The 15,773-nt window shown below is 71.0% G+C and carries 14 protein-coding genes; 7 read left to right on the forward strand and 7 right to left on the reverse strand.

The features are described 5' to 3' along the window. Positions 1–28: 28 nt before the first annotated feature. Both dnaJ and AB0M83_RS00955 read left to right on the forward strand, forming a co-directional pair. Positions 29–1,198, forward strand: coding sequence for a molecular chaperone DnaJ (gene dnaJ, locus AB0M83_RS00950; protein ID WP_364510458.1), 1,170 nt, complete (start codon positions 29–31; stop codon positions 1,196–1,198). A 5-nt stretch (positions 1,199–1,203) separates the two neighbouring features. Then, positions 1,204–1,629: a helix-turn-helix transcriptional regulator gene (locus AB0M83_RS00955; protein ID WP_364510460.1), complete on the forward strand. Its 426-nt coding sequence runs from the start codon at positions 1,204–1,206 to the stop codon at positions 1,627–1,629. A gap of 51 nt (positions 1,630–1,680) precedes the next feature. Here the strand turns inward: AB0M83_RS00955 and AB0M83_RS00960 are convergent, their stop codons facing one another. From AB0M83_RS00960 to AB0M83_RS00985, 6 genes are all read right to left on the reverse strand, one after another. After that, the gene (locus AB0M83_RS00960) at positions 1,681–3,231 is read right to left on the reverse strand and encodes an ABC-F family ATP-binding cassette domain-containing protein (RefSeq protein WP_364510463.1); all 1,551 of its coding nucleotides are present in this window, start codon (positions 3,229–3,231) and stop codon (positions 1,681–1,683) included. Between the two features lie 312 nt (positions 3,232–3,543). Beyond that, positions 3,544–4,077, reverse strand: coding sequence for a DUF305 domain-containing protein (locus AB0M83_RS00965; RefSeq protein ID WP_364510466.1), 534 nt, complete (start codon positions 4,075–4,077; stop codon positions 3,544–3,546). Beyond that, positions 4,074–4,820: a lytic polysaccharide monooxygenase gene (locus AB0M83_RS00970; protein ID WP_364510468.1), complete on the reverse strand. Its 747-nt coding sequence runs from the start codon at positions 4,818–4,820 to the stop codon at positions 4,074–4,076. The genes AB0M83_RS00965 and AB0M83_RS00970 overlap by 4 nt, the downstream gene beginning before the upstream one ends. A gap of 145 nt (positions 4,821–4,965) precedes the next feature. Then, a complete protein-coding gene (locus tag AB0M83_RS00975) occupies positions 4,966–5,682 on the reverse strand; it encodes a dienelactone hydrolase family protein (protein WP_364510471.1) in 717 nt (238 codons plus the stop codon). 44 nt (positions 5,683–5,726) lie between these two features. Next, positions 5,727–6,902: a globin domain-containing protein gene (locus tag AB0M83_RS00980; protein ID WP_364510474.1), complete on the reverse strand. Its 1,176-nt coding sequence runs from the start codon at positions 6,900–6,902 to the stop codon at positions 5,727–5,729. A gap of 275 nt (positions 6,903–7,177) precedes the next feature. Further along, positions 7,178–8,353, reverse strand: coding sequence for a globin domain-containing protein (locus AB0M83_RS00985; protein WP_364510477.1), 1,176 nt, complete (start codon positions 8,351–8,353; stop codon positions 7,178–7,180). Between the two features lie 358 nt (positions 8,354–8,711). Between AB0M83_RS00985 and AB0M83_RS00990 the strand changes: the two genes are divergently transcribed. From AB0M83_RS00990 to AB0M83_RS01005, 4 genes are all read left to right on the forward strand, one after another. Then, positions 8,712–9,197, forward strand: a complete 486-nt coding sequence (locus AB0M83_RS00990; protein WP_364510479.1) for a MarR family winged helix-turn-helix transcriptional regulator — start codon at positions 8,712–8,714, stop codon at positions 9,195–9,197. 101 nt (positions 9,198–9,298) lie between these two features. After that, the gene (locus AB0M83_RS00995) at positions 9,299–10,486 is read left to right on the forward strand and encodes an MFS transporter (RefSeq protein WP_364510481.1); all 1,188 of its coding nucleotides are present in this window, start codon (positions 9,299–9,301) and stop codon (positions 10,484–10,486) included. A 93-nt stretch (positions 10,487–10,579) separates the two neighbouring features. Continuing rightward, positions 10,580–13,174, forward strand: a complete 2,595-nt coding sequence (gene clpB / locus AB0M83_RS01000; RefSeq protein ID WP_364510484.1) for an ATP-dependent chaperone ClpB — start codon at positions 10,580–10,582, stop codon at positions 13,172–13,174. A 195-nt stretch (positions 13,175–13,369) separates the two neighbouring features. Next, positions 13,370–14,131, forward strand: coding sequence for a hypothetical protein (locus AB0M83_RS01005; RefSeq protein WP_364510487.1), 762 nt, complete (start codon positions 13,370–13,372; stop codon positions 14,129–14,131). On the opposite strand, the gene AB0M83_RS01010 is transcribed toward AB0M83_RS01005, so the two are convergent. Continuing rightward, entirely contained in the window at positions 14,128–14,814 is a 687-nt protein-coding gene (locus tag AB0M83_RS01010; RefSeq protein ID WP_364510490.1) for a hypothetical protein, read from the reverse strand. The genes AB0M83_RS01005 and AB0M83_RS01010 overlap by 4 nt on opposite strands. Before the next feature lie 71 nt (positions 14,815–14,885). Between AB0M83_RS01010 and AB0M83_RS01015 the strand changes: the two genes are divergently transcribed. Further along, a complete protein-coding gene (locus AB0M83_RS01015; protein ID WP_364510493.1) occupies positions 14,886–15,653 on the forward strand; it encodes an SDR family oxidoreductase in 768 nt (255 codons plus the stop codon). Positions 15,654–15,773: the final 120 nt, after the last annotated feature.

Consider the following 15,773-nt stretch of genomic DNA (forward strand, 5'->3'; position numbering starts at 1 on the left):
CGGTTGAGCTGGAAGGAGGAGGCGCCCGATGAGTGCTCGGGAATGGGTCGGTAAGGATTTCTACCGCGAACTGGGCGTCTCCTCCGACGCCACGGCGGACGAGATCAAGAAGGCCTACCGCAAGCTGGCCAAGGAGAACCACCCGGACGCGAACTCCGGCAACGCGCAGGCGGAGCAGAAGTTCAAGGCGGTCTCCGAGGCCTACGGCGTGCTCTCCGACGCGAGCAAGCGCAAGGAGTACGACGAGGCGCGGCGGCTGTTCGGCGGCGGGGGCGGGTTCAACTTCCCCGGTGGCGGCGGTGGCGGCAGCTTCGACGTGGGCGACATCTTCGGCCAGGCCGGCGCGGGTCAGCAGCAGGGTTTCGGCGGGCTCGGCGACATCCTCGGCGGGCTCTTCGGCCGCGGCCGGGCGTCGGCGGGCGCGACGGCGAACCGGCCGCAGCGCGGGGCCGACGTCGAGACGGACGTCCGGATCGACTTCACCGAGGCGGTCAAGGGCGCGACCCTGCCGCTGCGGCTGTCGAGCCCGGCGACCTGTTCGACGTGCGGTGGCAACGGCGCGAAGCCGGGCACGTCGCCGCGGACCTGTCCGACCTGCTCCGGTTCGGGATTGGTCAGCCGGAGCCAGGGTGCGTTCGCGTTCTCGGAGCCGTGCCGCGACTGCCGCGGGCGCGGGCAGATCATCGACGACCCGTGCCCCGAGTGCGGCGGCGAAGGCGTCAGCACGCGGACCCGCACGCTGACCGTCCGGATTCCGTCGGGCGTCGACGACGACCAGCGGATCCGGCTGGCCGGCCAGGGCGAGCCGGGCCGGGGTGGCGCGCAGGCGGGTGACCTTTACGTCCGGGTGCACGTCGCTCCGCACCCGCTGTTCGGGCGCAAGGGCCTCGACCTGACGATCTCCGTGCCGGTGGACTTCACCGAGCTCACGCTCGGCACCACGATCACGGTGCCGACGCTCGAAGGCAAGGTCTCGCTCAAGGTGCCGTCGGGCACCGCGAGCGGACGAGTGCTGCGCGTGCGCGGCAAGGGCATCGCCAAGCGCGACGGCTCACAAGGTGATCTGCTCGTCACCCTCACCGCGGCGATTCCCGCCAAACTGGACGACAAGGCGCGCGAAGCACTGCAGGCGTACGCCGAGGCGATGGCCGGGCACGACCCCCGGCCCGAGATCACTGAGCTGCTCGAAGGCAGGTGAGTGGGATGTTCGGCGGGATTCCCCAGGAAGGGGACGAAGAGACCCCCGTGTTCGTCATCTCGGTGGCGGCCCAGCTCGCGGGGATGCACGCGCAGACGTTGCGCACCTACGACCGGCAGGGCCTGGTGTCGCCGGGCCGCACGTCCGGTGGCGGGCGGCGCTACTCGATGCGGGACATCGCGCTGCTGCGTGAAGTCCAGCGTCTGTCGCAAGAGGACGGCGTCAACCTGGCCGGCATCAAGCGCATCATCGAGCTGGAGAACCAGGTCGACGCGCTGCGGGCCCGGCTCGCGGAGCTGACCGAAGAGCTGGCCGCGGCGTACGCCGCGGGCGAGCAGGCCGCGGCGGCGGCGCACGCGTCGTACCGCCGGGACCTGGTGCCGCTCAACCAGCAGACGGCGATGGTGGTCTGGCGTCCCAAGCGCCGCTGACGTTCTGATGCACCGAAGGCCTCCCCGGTCACCCGGGGAGGCCTTCGTGCGTCAGAGTTCCAGGCGCGGCCAGGCCGCGAGGTCGCGCAGCATCCGGCGGTCGTGCGTCGCGACGACCACCGCGGCCGGGGTTTCGAGGAGGGCCTCGGTCAGCTCCTCGACGAGCACCGCCGACAGGTGGTTGGTCGGCTCGTCGAACACCAGCAGGTCCGGGCGTCCGGCCAGCCGCAGCGCCAGGTCGAGCCGCCGCTGCTGGCCTTGGGACATGCGGCCGACCGGGGTGCGCAGGGCTTCGGCGTCGAGCAGGCCCATGGCCGAAAACGGGACGCCCGCACGCTCGAACAGCCGGCGGGCGGTGAGTTCTTCCGGCCACGCCGGGACTTCCTGGCCGATCAGGGCCACTTTCGCGCCGGGCAGGTGCCGGACCGAACCCGTCGTCGGCGTGAGTTCGCCGGCGAGCGCCGACAGCAGCGTCGACTTGCCCGCGCCGTTCTCGCCGGTGACGAGGAGGCGGTCGCCGCGGTCGAGGGACAGCGTCACCGGGCCGGTGAGGCGACCGGCGACGCCGACGTCGTGCAGGCGGACCAGTGCTCGCGCACCGGAGCCGAGATCGGGCCACCGCAACGACAATGGCGGCTCGGGCACGGTCACGCGGTGCGCCTCCAGCGCCGCCCGCTCCCGGTTGAGCGCCTGGACGACGCCGGGTGCGCGGGACTGGCGCTGGTGCCGCCCGGTGCCCTTGTCCGGCCGCCAGCCGGTGCTGAGCCGGTCACGCGCCTGCGTCACCGCGAGTGTGAGCTGCCGGTGCGTGTCCTGCTGCTCCTCGAACTCCTGCACCCAGCGTTCGCGGTCGCGGCGGCGGCCGTCCTGCCAGGCCGAATAGCCGCCGGCGTAGCTGCGCGGGCGGCCGTCCTGGCTGGGGTCGAGGTCGAGGAACTCGGTCGCGACGTCGCTGAGCAGCGCGCGGTCGTGGCTGACCAGCGTGACGCCGCCGTCGTGGCCGCGCAGGCGGTCGGTCAAGAACGCGAGGCCACCGGCGTCGAGGTGGTTGCCGGGCTCGTCGAGCAGCAGGAAGTCGTGCCGCGCACCGAGCAGGCAGGCCAGGCGCACGCGGTAGCGCTGCCCGACCGAAAGCGTGCCGAGCTCGCGGGTCCGGTCGGTGCAGGCGCCGAGGGCTTCGAGGGCGACGTCGACGCGGCGTTCGGCGTCCCACGCGTCGAGGCGCGAGGCCGCGTCGAGTGCGGCGGCGTAGCGGTCTTCGGAGAAATTTTCGGTCGCCGCATCGAGCGCTCGCAAAGCGTCGTGGGTTTCGCGCAACGCCTCGGTGGTCAGCGTGCCGACGGTTTCGCCGGACCGGAAGGGCAGCGCCTGCCGGGCGACGCCGACGGTGCCCGTCCGGTGGACGGTGCCGTGGTCGGGCGCGCGCAACCCGGCGAGGACGTGCAGCAGGGTGGTCTTGCCGCGCCCGTTCTCGCCGACGATCGCCAGCCGGGACCGGGCCGAAACGGTGACGCTCACGTCGTGCAGGACGCGGCGCGAGCCGAGCGTGACGCCGACGCGCTCCGCGCGCAGGTGGGCGGATTCGGGCAGGTGGGAAGTCAAGGGATGCTCCGCAGCTCTGGAGGGAGCCGGGCAGCACGAAAGCGGCCGCCCGGCGAAGGCCGGAACGACGGGCAGGGAAGGAGATCGGTGCGCCGCCGTCAGCGGCGGGTGCGCAACCTCGCGAAGACGGCGCGGGAGAACATCATGATCGCGAGGCTAACGCGACGCTGAGGCACGGCCAACCGAATTTCGGCGCGGCAGAACGCCCGGGATGGCTGGGTGCGCCCGACGAACGCGCTGGTTCGGGCCCAGCGGCCGCGAGCGGCCCGGCAGGAGGCTGCTCGCGGCCGGCACCCCAGAACGCGGGGGTCGTCAAACCTTGAAGTTCAACAGCTGCTTCACCTCGGCGGACCGCGACTCGATGACCCGCCGGGCCAGATCACGGGCCTGGGCGTTGACCCCGCCGTTCGCCGAGTTCTCCGTCTGGGCCAGCTCGATCGCTCCCTGCTGCTGGCCGGTCAGCACGTCGAGGAACTTGCGGGAAAACTCCGCGTCGGGCGCCGACCGGAGCGTGCCCACCAGGTCCGGTGAAGTCATCTTCATACCGCCGTGGCCCGCGTGGGCCTGGGGGTTCATGTCCATCGTCTCGGGCTGGGACCAGGCGCGAAGCCAGTTCCGCATGTCGTCCACTTCGGTGCGCTGCGTCGATTCGATCGCCGCCGCCAGTTCCTTCAACGCCGGCGGCAACGGGTGGTTCGCGGCCAGGCGGACGATCTCGATGCCCTGCTGGTTCTGGGGGATCAGCATCTGCAGGAACATCACGTCCGCCGCGTTGTACGCAGGTGGGGCCGCCGTCGCGCCGCAGCCGGTCAGCAGCAGCGCGACGACGGCCAGCACCACTCTCACTGGCGCTGCCAGAGCGCCGGGGTGTTCGGCGGCTCCCAGCCCGCGATCGCCGTGTGCGGCTGCAGGCAGCGGTAGCTCGCGCCGCCGTAGGTCACCACGTCGCCGGCCTTGTACGCCGTTCCCGCCGCCCACGTGCCGCTCGAGGGCGGTGTGGTCGGGGTCGTGGTCGGCGGCCGGGTCGTCGTCGGGGGCGGGGTCGTGGTGGTCGGTGGCGGAGTTCCGCCGCCGATCTGGAGGTCGACGCAGCTGTAGAACGCGTTGGCCGTGTCGGAGATGTTCCAGATCGCCAGCACCTTGACCCGGCCCGAATAGCCGGCCAGGTTCACCGTGTGCTGCACGGTCGCCGGTGGCTGCTGGTTGTTGCCGGGGATGTTCGCGACGCGCGTGCCGCCGATGTAGTACTCGTAGTTCGAGGTGGCGTGCCGGGCGGTGAACACCCAGTTGAACGTCACCGTCGTGCCGACCGACTTGGCCGGCCAGGGCTTCGACTCGTCGGCCAGCTCGGCGAACTGCCCCAACCCGGCGTTGCAGCTGCGCAGGCCCTTGGGACCTTCGACGCTCTGGGGTTCGTAGACGATCTGACCGCAGTTCGGGACCTTCCCGGCCGCGCAGTTGGCCTGCCGGCTGGGCGGGTCGGAGATGTATCCGTGGGCACTCGCGGAGGTGGCGGGGAGGACGACGACCAGCACCGGGGCGAGGAGAGCACCGGCTGCGGCCGCGAAAAGCTTTCGCTTCAGGGTCATTTCGGCTCCTCGAGGGGGAACAGCGTTGTTCCGGAGGGAGGACGAACGAGCACGTCCGGGGAAGACGTGGTCTAGACCATAAAGCGATTCGGGCACAACGGTCAATCAACTACAGCCGTTCAGCAGAAACGCTAGCCCGCTCGGCTCAGTGCGAAGGTCGGGCCGGTTGCTGCAGGTGTTCGCCGAAGAAAGACGTCACTCGGCGCCACGCGTCTTCGGAGGCTTCGTGGTGGTAAGTGAACCCGACGACCTTGAGTAGCAGGTTGAGCGGTGCCGCGACCTCGATCTTGTTGGCGAACCCGTGACTCGCGCCGGCGTACTCCTTGACGTCGTGCGGGATTTCACGCTCGGTGAGCGCCGTCTCGAGCTTCGCCGCCGCGCCGCGCAGCGAGAAGTCCTTCTTGCCGAAGCTCGCGACGATCGGGCACGCGTCGTCGAGCACCGACAGGTTCTTCGGCAGCTGCCCGTAGTACGGCGCCGACGCCTCGAAGCCGCGTGACGCCGCGACGAGCGCGAAGCCGCCACCCATGCAGAACCCGGCGATGCCGACCCGGCCCGAGCAGTCCGGACGGCCGGCCAGGAGCGCGCGCGATGCCTCGATGTCGTCGAACGTCCGGCCCTGGTTCGCGAACATGTCCGAGAACACGCGACGCACGCAGCGGCGCATCCCGCCCCGCGAGTACAGGTCCGGGCTGAGCGCGAGGTAGCCCTCGGCGGCGAAGCGGTCGGTGATGTTCTTCGTGTCCTGGCTCAGCCCGAACGCGTCGTGGATGAGCACCACACCCGGGTGCGGCCCTTCGCCCGCGGGCTCCGCCAGGTAGCCGCCGATGGTCTCGTCCGAAACCGGAATCGTCATCTCCATATCGGCGAACATAGCGAGAATCCGCGCGACCCGCCGTGAGGTCCTCAGTCCAGGGTGAACGGGTCGAAGCGGATGCGTTCGAGCTCGACGCCGGCGGTCAGCAGCTTCGCGATCGTCGCCCGGATCATCGGGGGCGAGCCGGAGACGAGGATGTCGTGGTCCTCCCAGACACCGCGCTGGGACACGGCGTGCGCGAGCGTGCCGCGGTCGCCGCCGGGGATCGCGCCCTCCTCGGTCACCGGGGTGACCGTCAGCCACTTCGACACCGCGGTCAGCCGCCGGAGGTCGTCGAGCGCGTACAGGTCCTCGGGTCTTTTGCCGCCGAAGAACAGGTGCACCGGCGGGTTGCGCTTCCAGTGCGCGAGGTCGTCGAGGATCGAGACGAACGGGGTGACCCCGGTCCCGCCGGCGATCATCAGCAGCGGCTTCCGGGTGGCGGTCGGGCGCACGTTGAGCGTGCCCATCGCCGGCCCGAGCCGCCAGACGTCCCCCAGCTTGGTGTGGTTGACGATGGCCCCGCTGACCCAGCCGCCGGGCACCGCGCGCACGTGGAACGTCATCTGGCCGTCGCCGCGCGGCGCGGTCGCCGGGGAGAGGTAGCGCCACATCCGCGGCCGCTGCGGCACCTCCACGCTCACGTAGCTGCCGGCCCGGAACGGCAGCAGTCCTTCGGTCTGCACCCGCACCATCGCGACGTCGCGGGACAGCTTGCGGTGGTCGAGCACCCGCGCCGCCCAGGACGCGGGCCCGGTCTCGGCCTGCGCGGCCTCGCGCATGGTCTTCGCGATGAGCCCGTACGCCGTCGTCCACGCGGACTCCACCTCGGGCGTCCACTTCTGCTTGAGGAACCGTTTCATCGCGGACAGCAGCGCGATGCCGACGGCGTCGTAGTGGCGGGCGACGACGGCGAACTTGCGGTGGTCACGGCCCAGCTGCCCGAGGAAGGTGGTCAGCTCGTCGGGCCGGTCGACCATCTGCACCACGTACACGAGCGCGCGCAGCAACCGGCTGCGCTGGCTCGCCATCGTGACCGGGAACAGATCACGGCAATCCGGCGCGACCACGAACAACGCGCCGTAGAAGTACTGGGCGACTTCGTCGGCTTTCGGTTCGATCTCCGCAAAACTTTCACGAATCAACCGGGCGAGTTCGCGACCTTCCACGGTCGAAACGGGAACGGTCTTGGGTGGTGCGGAGACCTTCACGGATTCAGCAGTCATCGGGAACGGTATTCTCCAGTCCTGCAAAGGCTTTCTGTCGCCGTGCGTGCGGCGTCGCCGTGCGGTGCCGCCCCCGAGGGTTTCCGACTGTAGGCGAATTCCCGTGCAGATGCGCGTGATTCCGCGCGGTCCGCTCGAACGGAGCAATTCAGCGACACGGGGTAAACCCCGTCTGGCACAGCGTAAAAACGATCACCCGGACGGTTTACCCGGCGCGCGTAACAATTCTCGCGGTTCGTTCGATTCATGCATCGGACCAGCGGGTCCGCAATTGGCTAGTCGATCGTGAACGGGTCGTACTGGATCTGGTCCAGCGCGCTGCCCGCGACCAGCATGCGCGACACCGTCGCGCGGATCATCGCCGGCGAGCCGGACACGAGGATGTCGTGGTCCGGCCACGAGCCGTACCGCGTGACGGCCTCGGCCAGCGTGCCCTGCTCGAACCCGGGGACGTCGCCGCCGCGCTCCACCACCGGCGTCACGTTCAGCCAGGGGTTGGTCGACGCGAGCGCGCGCAGTTCCTCGAGGTCGTAGAGGTCCTCCCGGGACGGCCCGCCGTAGAACAGGCGTGTCTTCGGGTTTTCGCCCCACAGTGCGAGGTGGTCGAGAATCGACCGCAGTGGCGCGATGCCCGTGCCGCCCGCGACCATCAGCACGCCGCGCGACGATTCGCGGTCGACGTTCAAGCGGCCGAGCGGCGGGCCGAGCCGCCAGACGTCACCGGGCTGGGTGTGGCTGACTATCGCCCTGGACACCCAGCCACCGTCGATCGCGCGGACGTGGAACTCGATGCCGCCGTCCTCGCGCGGCGCGTTCGCCGGCGAGAGGTAGCGCCACAGCCGCGGCCGCTGCGGGACTTCGACGCTCACGTACTGGCCCGGGTGGTAGGGCACGGGCTGGTCGGGCATCAGCCGCACCAGCGCGAGGTCCCAGGTCAGCCGCCGGTGCTCGACCACGGTGGCCTGCCACGACGGCGGGTTCGTGTCGGACGCGGCGGCGTCCTGCATGGCCCGCGCGGCGATGGTGAACGCCTCCGCCCAGGCCCGTTCGACCTCGGGCGTCCACTCCCGGCCGAGGTGGTTCTTCAGCGCCGCCAGCAGCGCGGTGCCGACGGCTTCGTAGTGCCGGGGCACCACGCCGAACTTGCGGTGGTCGCGGCCCAGCTGGCGCAGGAAGGGCGCGAGGTCGTCGGGCCGGTCCACCATCTGCACGATGTGCACCAGCGCGCGCACCAGCCGGCCGCGCTGGATCTCCATGTTGATCGGGAAGAAGTCGCGCGTGGTCGGGGCGAGGGTGAACAGCATCCCGTAGAAGAACTGGGAGATGTCCGCGATGTACGGCTCGGACTTCGCCCAGCTCTCGCGGATGAGCCGGACCATCGCGACGACGGCCGCGGGGGCTTCACGCGGCGACGAAGACCTGGGGAGCGGGCTGACGGAGTCGGCGGTCATGGGGCGGTGTTCGCTCGCTGGGGACGGAGGGACGACGGCACCCGATCATCCACCGCCGGACCGGGCGCGGTGACGGCAGTTTCGCACACAGCCGCCTCCTGCTTCCTTCGCCACTACGTCCACCTCGTCACTCGCCGGGGCCGCGCGCGGGCCCGTCCGCAGGGTAGCCGCCGACCGCCCTTTTGCCCGCATTGTTGCTCCGACCGGGTGTATCGCACCGGGCATGGCGTGGGCGACCTCACCGGGCTGATCCTTGCTCGCGCAAGCGATCGGCAATAAACTTGTATTGCACAAGTAATAGCTTCATCGGGGGCTCCGGGTGGCGGAGCCCCGGTGCGGCAGTGGCAGGAGGGTCCCGATGGGCTTCGACGACACCGACGACGACGTCCGGGTCGAGCTCATGCGCGAGCTGAAGACCGCGTCGCAGCTCCAGCACGCCTGGATCATGCAGGCCTGGCAGAGCGAGCCGGGGCTGCACCCGGCCGCCGCGATGCTCCTGTCGGACCTCGCGAAGAACGGCGAGGCCAGGCCGTCCGAGCTGGCCAAGCGCCGGTTCGTCGACCTGTCGGTGGTCAGCAGGCAGATCACGCAGCTGTCCGCGGCCGGGCTGGTCGACCGCCGTCCGGCGCCCGAAGACGGCCGCGCGTCCTTGGTGAGCGTGTCCGAGAAGGGCCGGGCAGAGCTCGCCCGCTGGCGGGCCAACTACCTGGAGTTCATGGAGACGGCGCTCGGCGGCTGGGACGACGAGCGCGTCACCGACCTCATCGGCCGGCTCGCCGAGATGAACGCCGACCTGCGCCGCGCGCTCGGCAGCGCCGCTTGCCTCGCCGACACGACCAAGTGACGCGATGCCGCCGGAGTGCCACCGGCAGTGGCCTTCGGCCCGGCGGAAGTGTCTCCGTTCGGTCCTGACTTGGCGGCGGGCCAGGGAGTTAACGTCGAAAGGTGACGCGTAGCCGGGTGGCGCTGCTCTGCGCGCTGGGGACCGACAACTTCGGCTCGGGTCTCTTCCTCCCATTGGCGCTGGTGTACGTGACGCAGGTGGTCGGCGTGCCGCTCGCGGTGGCGGGCACGGCCGTCACGCTCGGTACCGTCGGCGGGCTCGTCGTGCCGCCGCTGGCCGGTCGCCTCGTGGACCGCGTCGGGCCGCGGGCCGTGGTCATCGGGGCCCAGCTGCTGCAGGCCGCCGGCGCGGGCGCGTACCTGCTCGCCGACGGCGCGGGCCCGGTGGTGGCCGCCGCGGTCCTGCTCTCCACCGGCCAGCAGCTGTTCTACAGCTCCCTGTTCGTGCTCATCGCCGACGTCGCGGGCGACGTCCCGAAGGATCGGCCGTTCGCCGAGGTGGGGATGGTGCGGGCCGGCTGCTTCGGCCTCGGCGGTCTCGTGGCGGGGGCGCTGCTGACCTGCCTCGGCGCCGGCGGGTACCGGATCGCGCTCCTCCTCGACGTTGCGACGTTCTTCGTGGCCGCGTCGATCCTCGCCCTGTTCGTCCGGCTCGCGCGGCCGCACGAGCAGCACCGAGAACGGTCGGTCAAGGTACTGCGCGACCGGCCGTACCTCGCCTTGATCCTCTTCAGCGGCCTGTTCGGCCTCTCCCTCGAGTTCTTCCTGATCGGCACGCCGGTGTTCGTGCTCGACCGGATGCACGGCCCGGTCTGGCTGCCCGGCGCGATCCTCGCCCTGCTGACCGTCCTGACCAGCGTCGGCGGCACGCTCGCGCTGCGGCTGACCGCCCACCTGAGCCGGATCACGGCGATGCGCGCGGGCTCGGCGCTGTTCGCCGTCTGGTGCCTGGTCAGCCTCGGGGTGCTGCTGGTGCCCGACGGCTGGCGCGTGGCCTACCTGCTGGCGTCGACGCTGATCTTCGCGGCCGGCGACCTGGTCTTCGGCCCGCGTTCGGGTGCACTCGCCGAAGCCGCGGCACCTCCGGTGGCCCGCGGCCGTTATCTCGCTGCGTACCAGTACGCGTTCACCGTGGCCCAGGTGCTCGCGCCCGCTGTGGTGGCGTTGTTCTCGGTCGCCGACTGGTTACCCTGGGTGCTGGTCGGGACGTGTGCCGGCCTCGCCGTGGCCGGGCTCGGCATGCTCGGATCGCGGTTGCCGGCGGGCGCCGTGGCACCCGGTCAGAGTTGAGCGGAACAGACTCAAGTTTTCGTGCGTTAAGGATAGTGTCAGGTCTCGGTCAGGCCTGTCACCACGACTTTTGTACCGAGCATGAGGTGAGGGATGGACGCTTTCAACCCGACCACGAAGACCCAGCAGGCGATCTCGTCCGCGGCGCAGGCGGCCACCATGGCCGGCAACCCGCACGTGTCGGCCGCCCACCTGCTGGGCGCCCTGCTGGCGCAGGGTGAGGGGCTGACCGCACCGCTGCTGACCGCGGTCGGGGCCGACCCGGGGGTGGTGCACAAGGAGCTCGAGCCGCTCATCGCGGCGCTGCCGTCGGCGACCGGCGCGACGGTGTCGAGCCCGCAGTTCGACACCTTCGCCGTCAAGTCGCTGACGCGCGCGCAGAAGCTGGCCACCGAGCTGGGCGACGAGTACGTCTCGACCGAGCACCTGCTCGTCGGGCTCGCCACCGAAGGCGGCCAGGTGGCCGACCTGCTCAAGCGCCACGGCGCGACGCCGGACGCGCTGCAGGAGGCGTTCGTCAAGGTCCGCGGCTCCGCCCGGATCACCAGCGAAGACCCGGAGAGCACGTTCAAGGCGCTGGAGAAGTACGGCGTCGACCTGACCGAGCGCGCCCGGAACGGCGAGCTCGACCCGGTCATCGGGCGCGACACCGAGATCCGCCGCGTCGTGCAGGTGCTGTCGCGGCGCACCAAGAACAACCCGGTCCTGATCGGCGAGCCGGGCGTCGGCAAGACGGCCATCGTCGAAGGGCTGGCCCAGCGCATCGTCGCCGGGGACGTGCCGGAGTCGCTGCGAGGCAAGCGCGTCGTCGCCCTCGACCTCGGGTCGATGGTGGCCGGCGCGAAGTTCCGCGGCGAGTTCGAGGAGCGGCTGAAGGCCGTGCTCAAGGAGATCACCGACTCCGCGGGCGAGGTCGTCACCTTCATCGACGAGCTGCACACGATCGTCGGCGCCGGCGCGACCGGTGAGGGCGCGATGGACGCGGGCAACATGATCAAGCCGATGCTCGCCCGCGGCGAGCTGCGGATGGTCGGCGCGACCACCCTCGACGAGTACCGCCAGCACATCGAGAAGGACGCCGCCCTGGAGCGGCGCTTCCAGCAGGTGCTCGTCGGCGAGCCGTCGCCGGAGGACACCATCGCGATCCTGCGCGGGCTCAAGGAGCGCTACGAGGTGCACCACGGTGTCCGGATCACGGACGCCGCGCTGGTCGCCGCCTCGACGTTGTCCGACCGCTACATCACCGCGCGCTTCCTGCCGGACAAGGCCATCGACCTGGTCGACGAGGCCGCGTCCAAGCTGCGCATGGAGATCGACTCGCGGCCGGTGGAGATCGACGAGGTCGAACGCGCCGTGCGGCGTCTCGAGATCGAGGAGATGGCGCTCGCCAAGGAGAGCGACGCGGCTTCGAAGGACCGGCTCACCGCGTTGCGGGCCGAGCTGGCCGAGAAGCGCGAGACGCTGACCGCGTTGACCGCGCGCTGGCAGAACGAGAAGGGCTCCATCGAGAAGGTCCGTGAGCTCAAGGAACAGCTGGAGCAGCTGCGCGGCGAGTCGGAGCGCGCCGAGCGCGACGGTGACCTCGGCAAGGCCGCCGAGCTGCGCTACGGCCGGATCCCGGCGCTGGAGAAGGAGTTCGAAGCGGCCACCGCGGCGAGCGAGGCCAGCCAGCAGAACGTGATGCTCAAGGAAGAGGTCGGCGCGGACGACGTCGCGGACGTGGTCAGCGCGTGGACCGGCATCCCGGCGGGCCGGCTGCTCGAAGGCGAGACCGGCAAGCTGCTCCGGATGGAGGAGGAGCTGGGCCGCCGCGTCATCGGGCAGCAGGAAGCCGTGCAGGTCGTCTCGGACGCGGTGCGCCGCAGCCGGGCCGGCGTCGCCGACCCCGACCGCCCGACCGGCTCGTTCCTGTTCCTCGGCCCGACCGGCGTCGGCAAGACCGAGCTGGCGAAGGCGCTGGCCGAGTTCCTGTTCGACGACGAGCGCGCGATGCAGCGCATCGACATGAGCGAGTACGCCGAGAAGCACTCGGTGGCGCGCCTGGTCGGTGCTCCGCCGGGGTACGTCGGGTACGACCAGGGCGGGCAGCTGACCGAGGCCGTCCGGCGCCGGCCGTACTCGGTGGTGCTGCTCGACGAGGTCGAGAAGGCCCACCCGGACGTCTTCGACGTGCTGCTGCAGGTCCTCGACGACGGGCGGCTGACCGACGGCCAGGGCCGGACGGTGGACTTCCGCAACACGATCCTGATCCTGACCTCGAACCTCGGTTCGCAGGCCATCGCCGACCCGTCGCTGGACGAACGGCAGCGGCGGGACGCGGTGCTCTCGGTGGTGCAGCGGCAGTTCAAGCCGGAGTTCCTCAACCGGCTCGACGACATCGTCGTGTTCCACTCGCTCGGCACCGAGCAGCTGACGTCCATTGTGGACATCCAGGTGGCGCGGCTGGCTTCGCGGCTCGCGCAGCGCCGGCTCAACCTGGAGGTCACCGCCGGCGCCCGTGAGTGGCTCGCGCTCAACGGCTTCGACCCGATCTACGGCGCCCGCCCGCTCCGGCGGCTGGTCCAGTCGGCGATCGGCGACAAGCTGGCGAAGGAGCTGCTGTCGGGTGAGGTCCGGGACGGCGACACCGTGCGTGTCGACATCCCGGAGCTGGAAGCCGGCGACTCGCTGACGGTCGAGCGGGTCTGAGGTCCCCAAGCCTCTGAAGGCCACCATCAGGGCACCTAGTGCTCTGATGGTGGCCTTCAGAGCATTCCGGCAGCGTCCAAAGTGGCTTCTTGTGGCGATTTGTCGACCTGGCGGCCGGGAATTGGTCCGAACGGGCCCGGCGACACGGGTACCGGCGATCATCTCTTCGGCGTAGCAGGCGATACCCTGCACGTCGTGGGTATTCCGGCGTGGATCTGGTTCGTCATCGCGGCCGTCGCCCTGGTGGCGGGCCTCGGGCTGCTCGCTGCCGACCGGGCGAAGGAGGGCTCGCGCAACCGCGAGCGCATGCGCTGGGCTCAGCTGCGCGGCTGGCAGTTCGTCGAGGAGGACGAGCGGCTGCCGCAGCAGTGGTCCAACGGCGCGATCGGCTACTTCGGCGCGGACGCCGCGGTGAACGTCGTCGCGGGCTCGACCTTCACCTCCGACGGCCGCCGTCCCGTGTTCATCTTCGACATCGAGTCCGAGGGGCAGATCCCGGCGGTCGTCGTCGCTGTGCGCTGCAACAAGAAGCACCGGATCCCGATCGAGATGTGGCTGTCCAGCGTGCCGTTCCAGCGCGCCGACATGCCCGAGATGCTCGGCCCGATCGGCTCCCGCTACGCCTTCGCCGACGACGCCGACGGCGCCCGCGCGGTGATCACCCAGGAGCTCGTCGACGCGGCGGACCAGCTCGGCGGCGACGTCGGCGTGGCGTGGCTCGAGGCCGAGTGGGTGCTCGCCAGCGTGGCCCCGACCGCGGGTCCGTCCCGGCTCGAGCGGCTGCTGCGTGATCTCGGCGAGATCGCGGACATCGTCGACCCGTTCGACGAGGACTACGACGCGGGCCGCCACCAGGCGAGCGCGCCCATCCCGACCATCGGCGGCACCCCGCCGACCCCGGCCGCCGGGACGCCGGTCCAGCAGCACCAGCCGGTGGACCCGCCGGCGCAGGACTAGAAGCCGAGCACCGGCTGGTCGAGCACGCTGACCGCCAGCGTGCCGCGCAGTGACGTCGTGCCGCCCTGGACGTGGACGACGCGATCGACCCCGAGGTCGCCGCTGAACGAGCCCGATGACTGGCTCACGGACGTCTTGACCAGGCCCGACGCCGGCCCCAGCTGGCCGCCGAGCTCGTGCTCTTGGCCCACGTCGAGGTCGCCGGAGAAGTTGCCGATCGCGTGCAGGTCGGACGTCGTGCCGACCGCGCCCAGCTGTCCGGCGTCGACGGCCTGGCCGGACGAGTGGCGGGCCGCGAGCCCGCCCGTGAGGTCGCCGGCGAACAGCCCCGCGTCGAGCTGCTCGGCGTTTTCGCTCAGGACGTCGACGCCGTCGGCCAGCCAGACGCCCTGGTGAGACCGCTGGAGGACACCCGCGCGGTCGCCGCGCGTGGCGACCGCCTCCGTGAGATCGGACGCCAGCCGGGTGTCGCCGAGCTGCTTGACCACGACGTCGCGGCGGCTGGCGGAGAGCGTGTCACCGTCGTTGTCGAGCGTGGTCGTGTGCCGGTGGTCGAGGGGCAGGGTGAGTTCGGCCGGGGACGCGAGCGCCGCCGCGGGAGCCGCGAACAGGAGGGCCACGGGCGCCGCGCCGGCGGCGATCTTGGGCAGGTAGCCGCTCTTGCGCCTGTTGTGCTTACCCATGATCGGGACGATAACCCGGGCCCGAAACGGCTGCACCCGGAGCCCCTGACCTGTGGGTATCGTTCACTCACATGACCACCACCGCTCTCATAACCGGTGCCACCGCGGGCATCGGTGCGCAGTTCGCGCGCACGCTCGCCGCCGAGAAGTACGACCTGGTCCTCGTCGCCCGCGACACCGCTCGGCTGGAGGCCTACGCCGGAGAGCTGCGCGAAAAGTACGGGGTCGGCGTCGAGGTGCTGCCCGCCGATCTGTCCGAAGTGGACGGACGGGCGGCGGTCGAGGAGCGGCTCGCCGCCGGTCCGGCCGACCTGCTCGTGAACAACGCCGGGTTCGGGCTGAACGGCGACTTCTGGACGATCCCGCCGGACGCGCTGCAGCGCCAGCTCGACGTCAACGTCACCGCCGTCCTGCGGCTGACGCGGGCCGTGCTGCCCGGCATGATCCAGCGCGGCCACGGTGAAATCATCCAGGTCAGCAGCGTCGCGGGGTTCTTCAGTGGCCGCGGTTCGACGTACACGGCCAGCAAGAACTGGGTCACGTCGTTCACCGAAGGCATCGCCGCGTCACTGCCGAAGGGTGTCCGGATGATGGCGCTCTGCCCGGGTTTCACGGCGACCGAGTTCCACCAGCGGGCCGGCATCGGCAAACCGGGCCCGAAAATCGCCTGGCTGGGTGTCGAACAGGTGGTCGGCGAGGCGCTCGCGGACCTGCGCCGCGGCAAGGTGATCTCCGTGCCGAGCCTGCAGTACAAGGCCGTCGTCGCGATCGGCGGGCTGCTGCCGCGCGCGGTGCTGCGCCGGATCAGCGGCGGCTTCGGCGGCAAGGGCCGCACCTGAGGCGCCGCTTTCACGGGAATCCCTACCCCGCACTTTCACGTGAAAGTGCGGGGTAGGGCTGCCCCTACCCCGAAGACGCGCGTGCGCACCAGGGTGAAAGCCGGGCTGCCTCCCTAGCGT

This window comes from Amycolatopsis sp. NPDC051106, from assembly GCF_040682775.1.
Lineage (GTDB): Bacteria > Actinomycetota > Actinomycetes > Mycobacteriales > Pseudonocardiaceae > Amycolatopsis.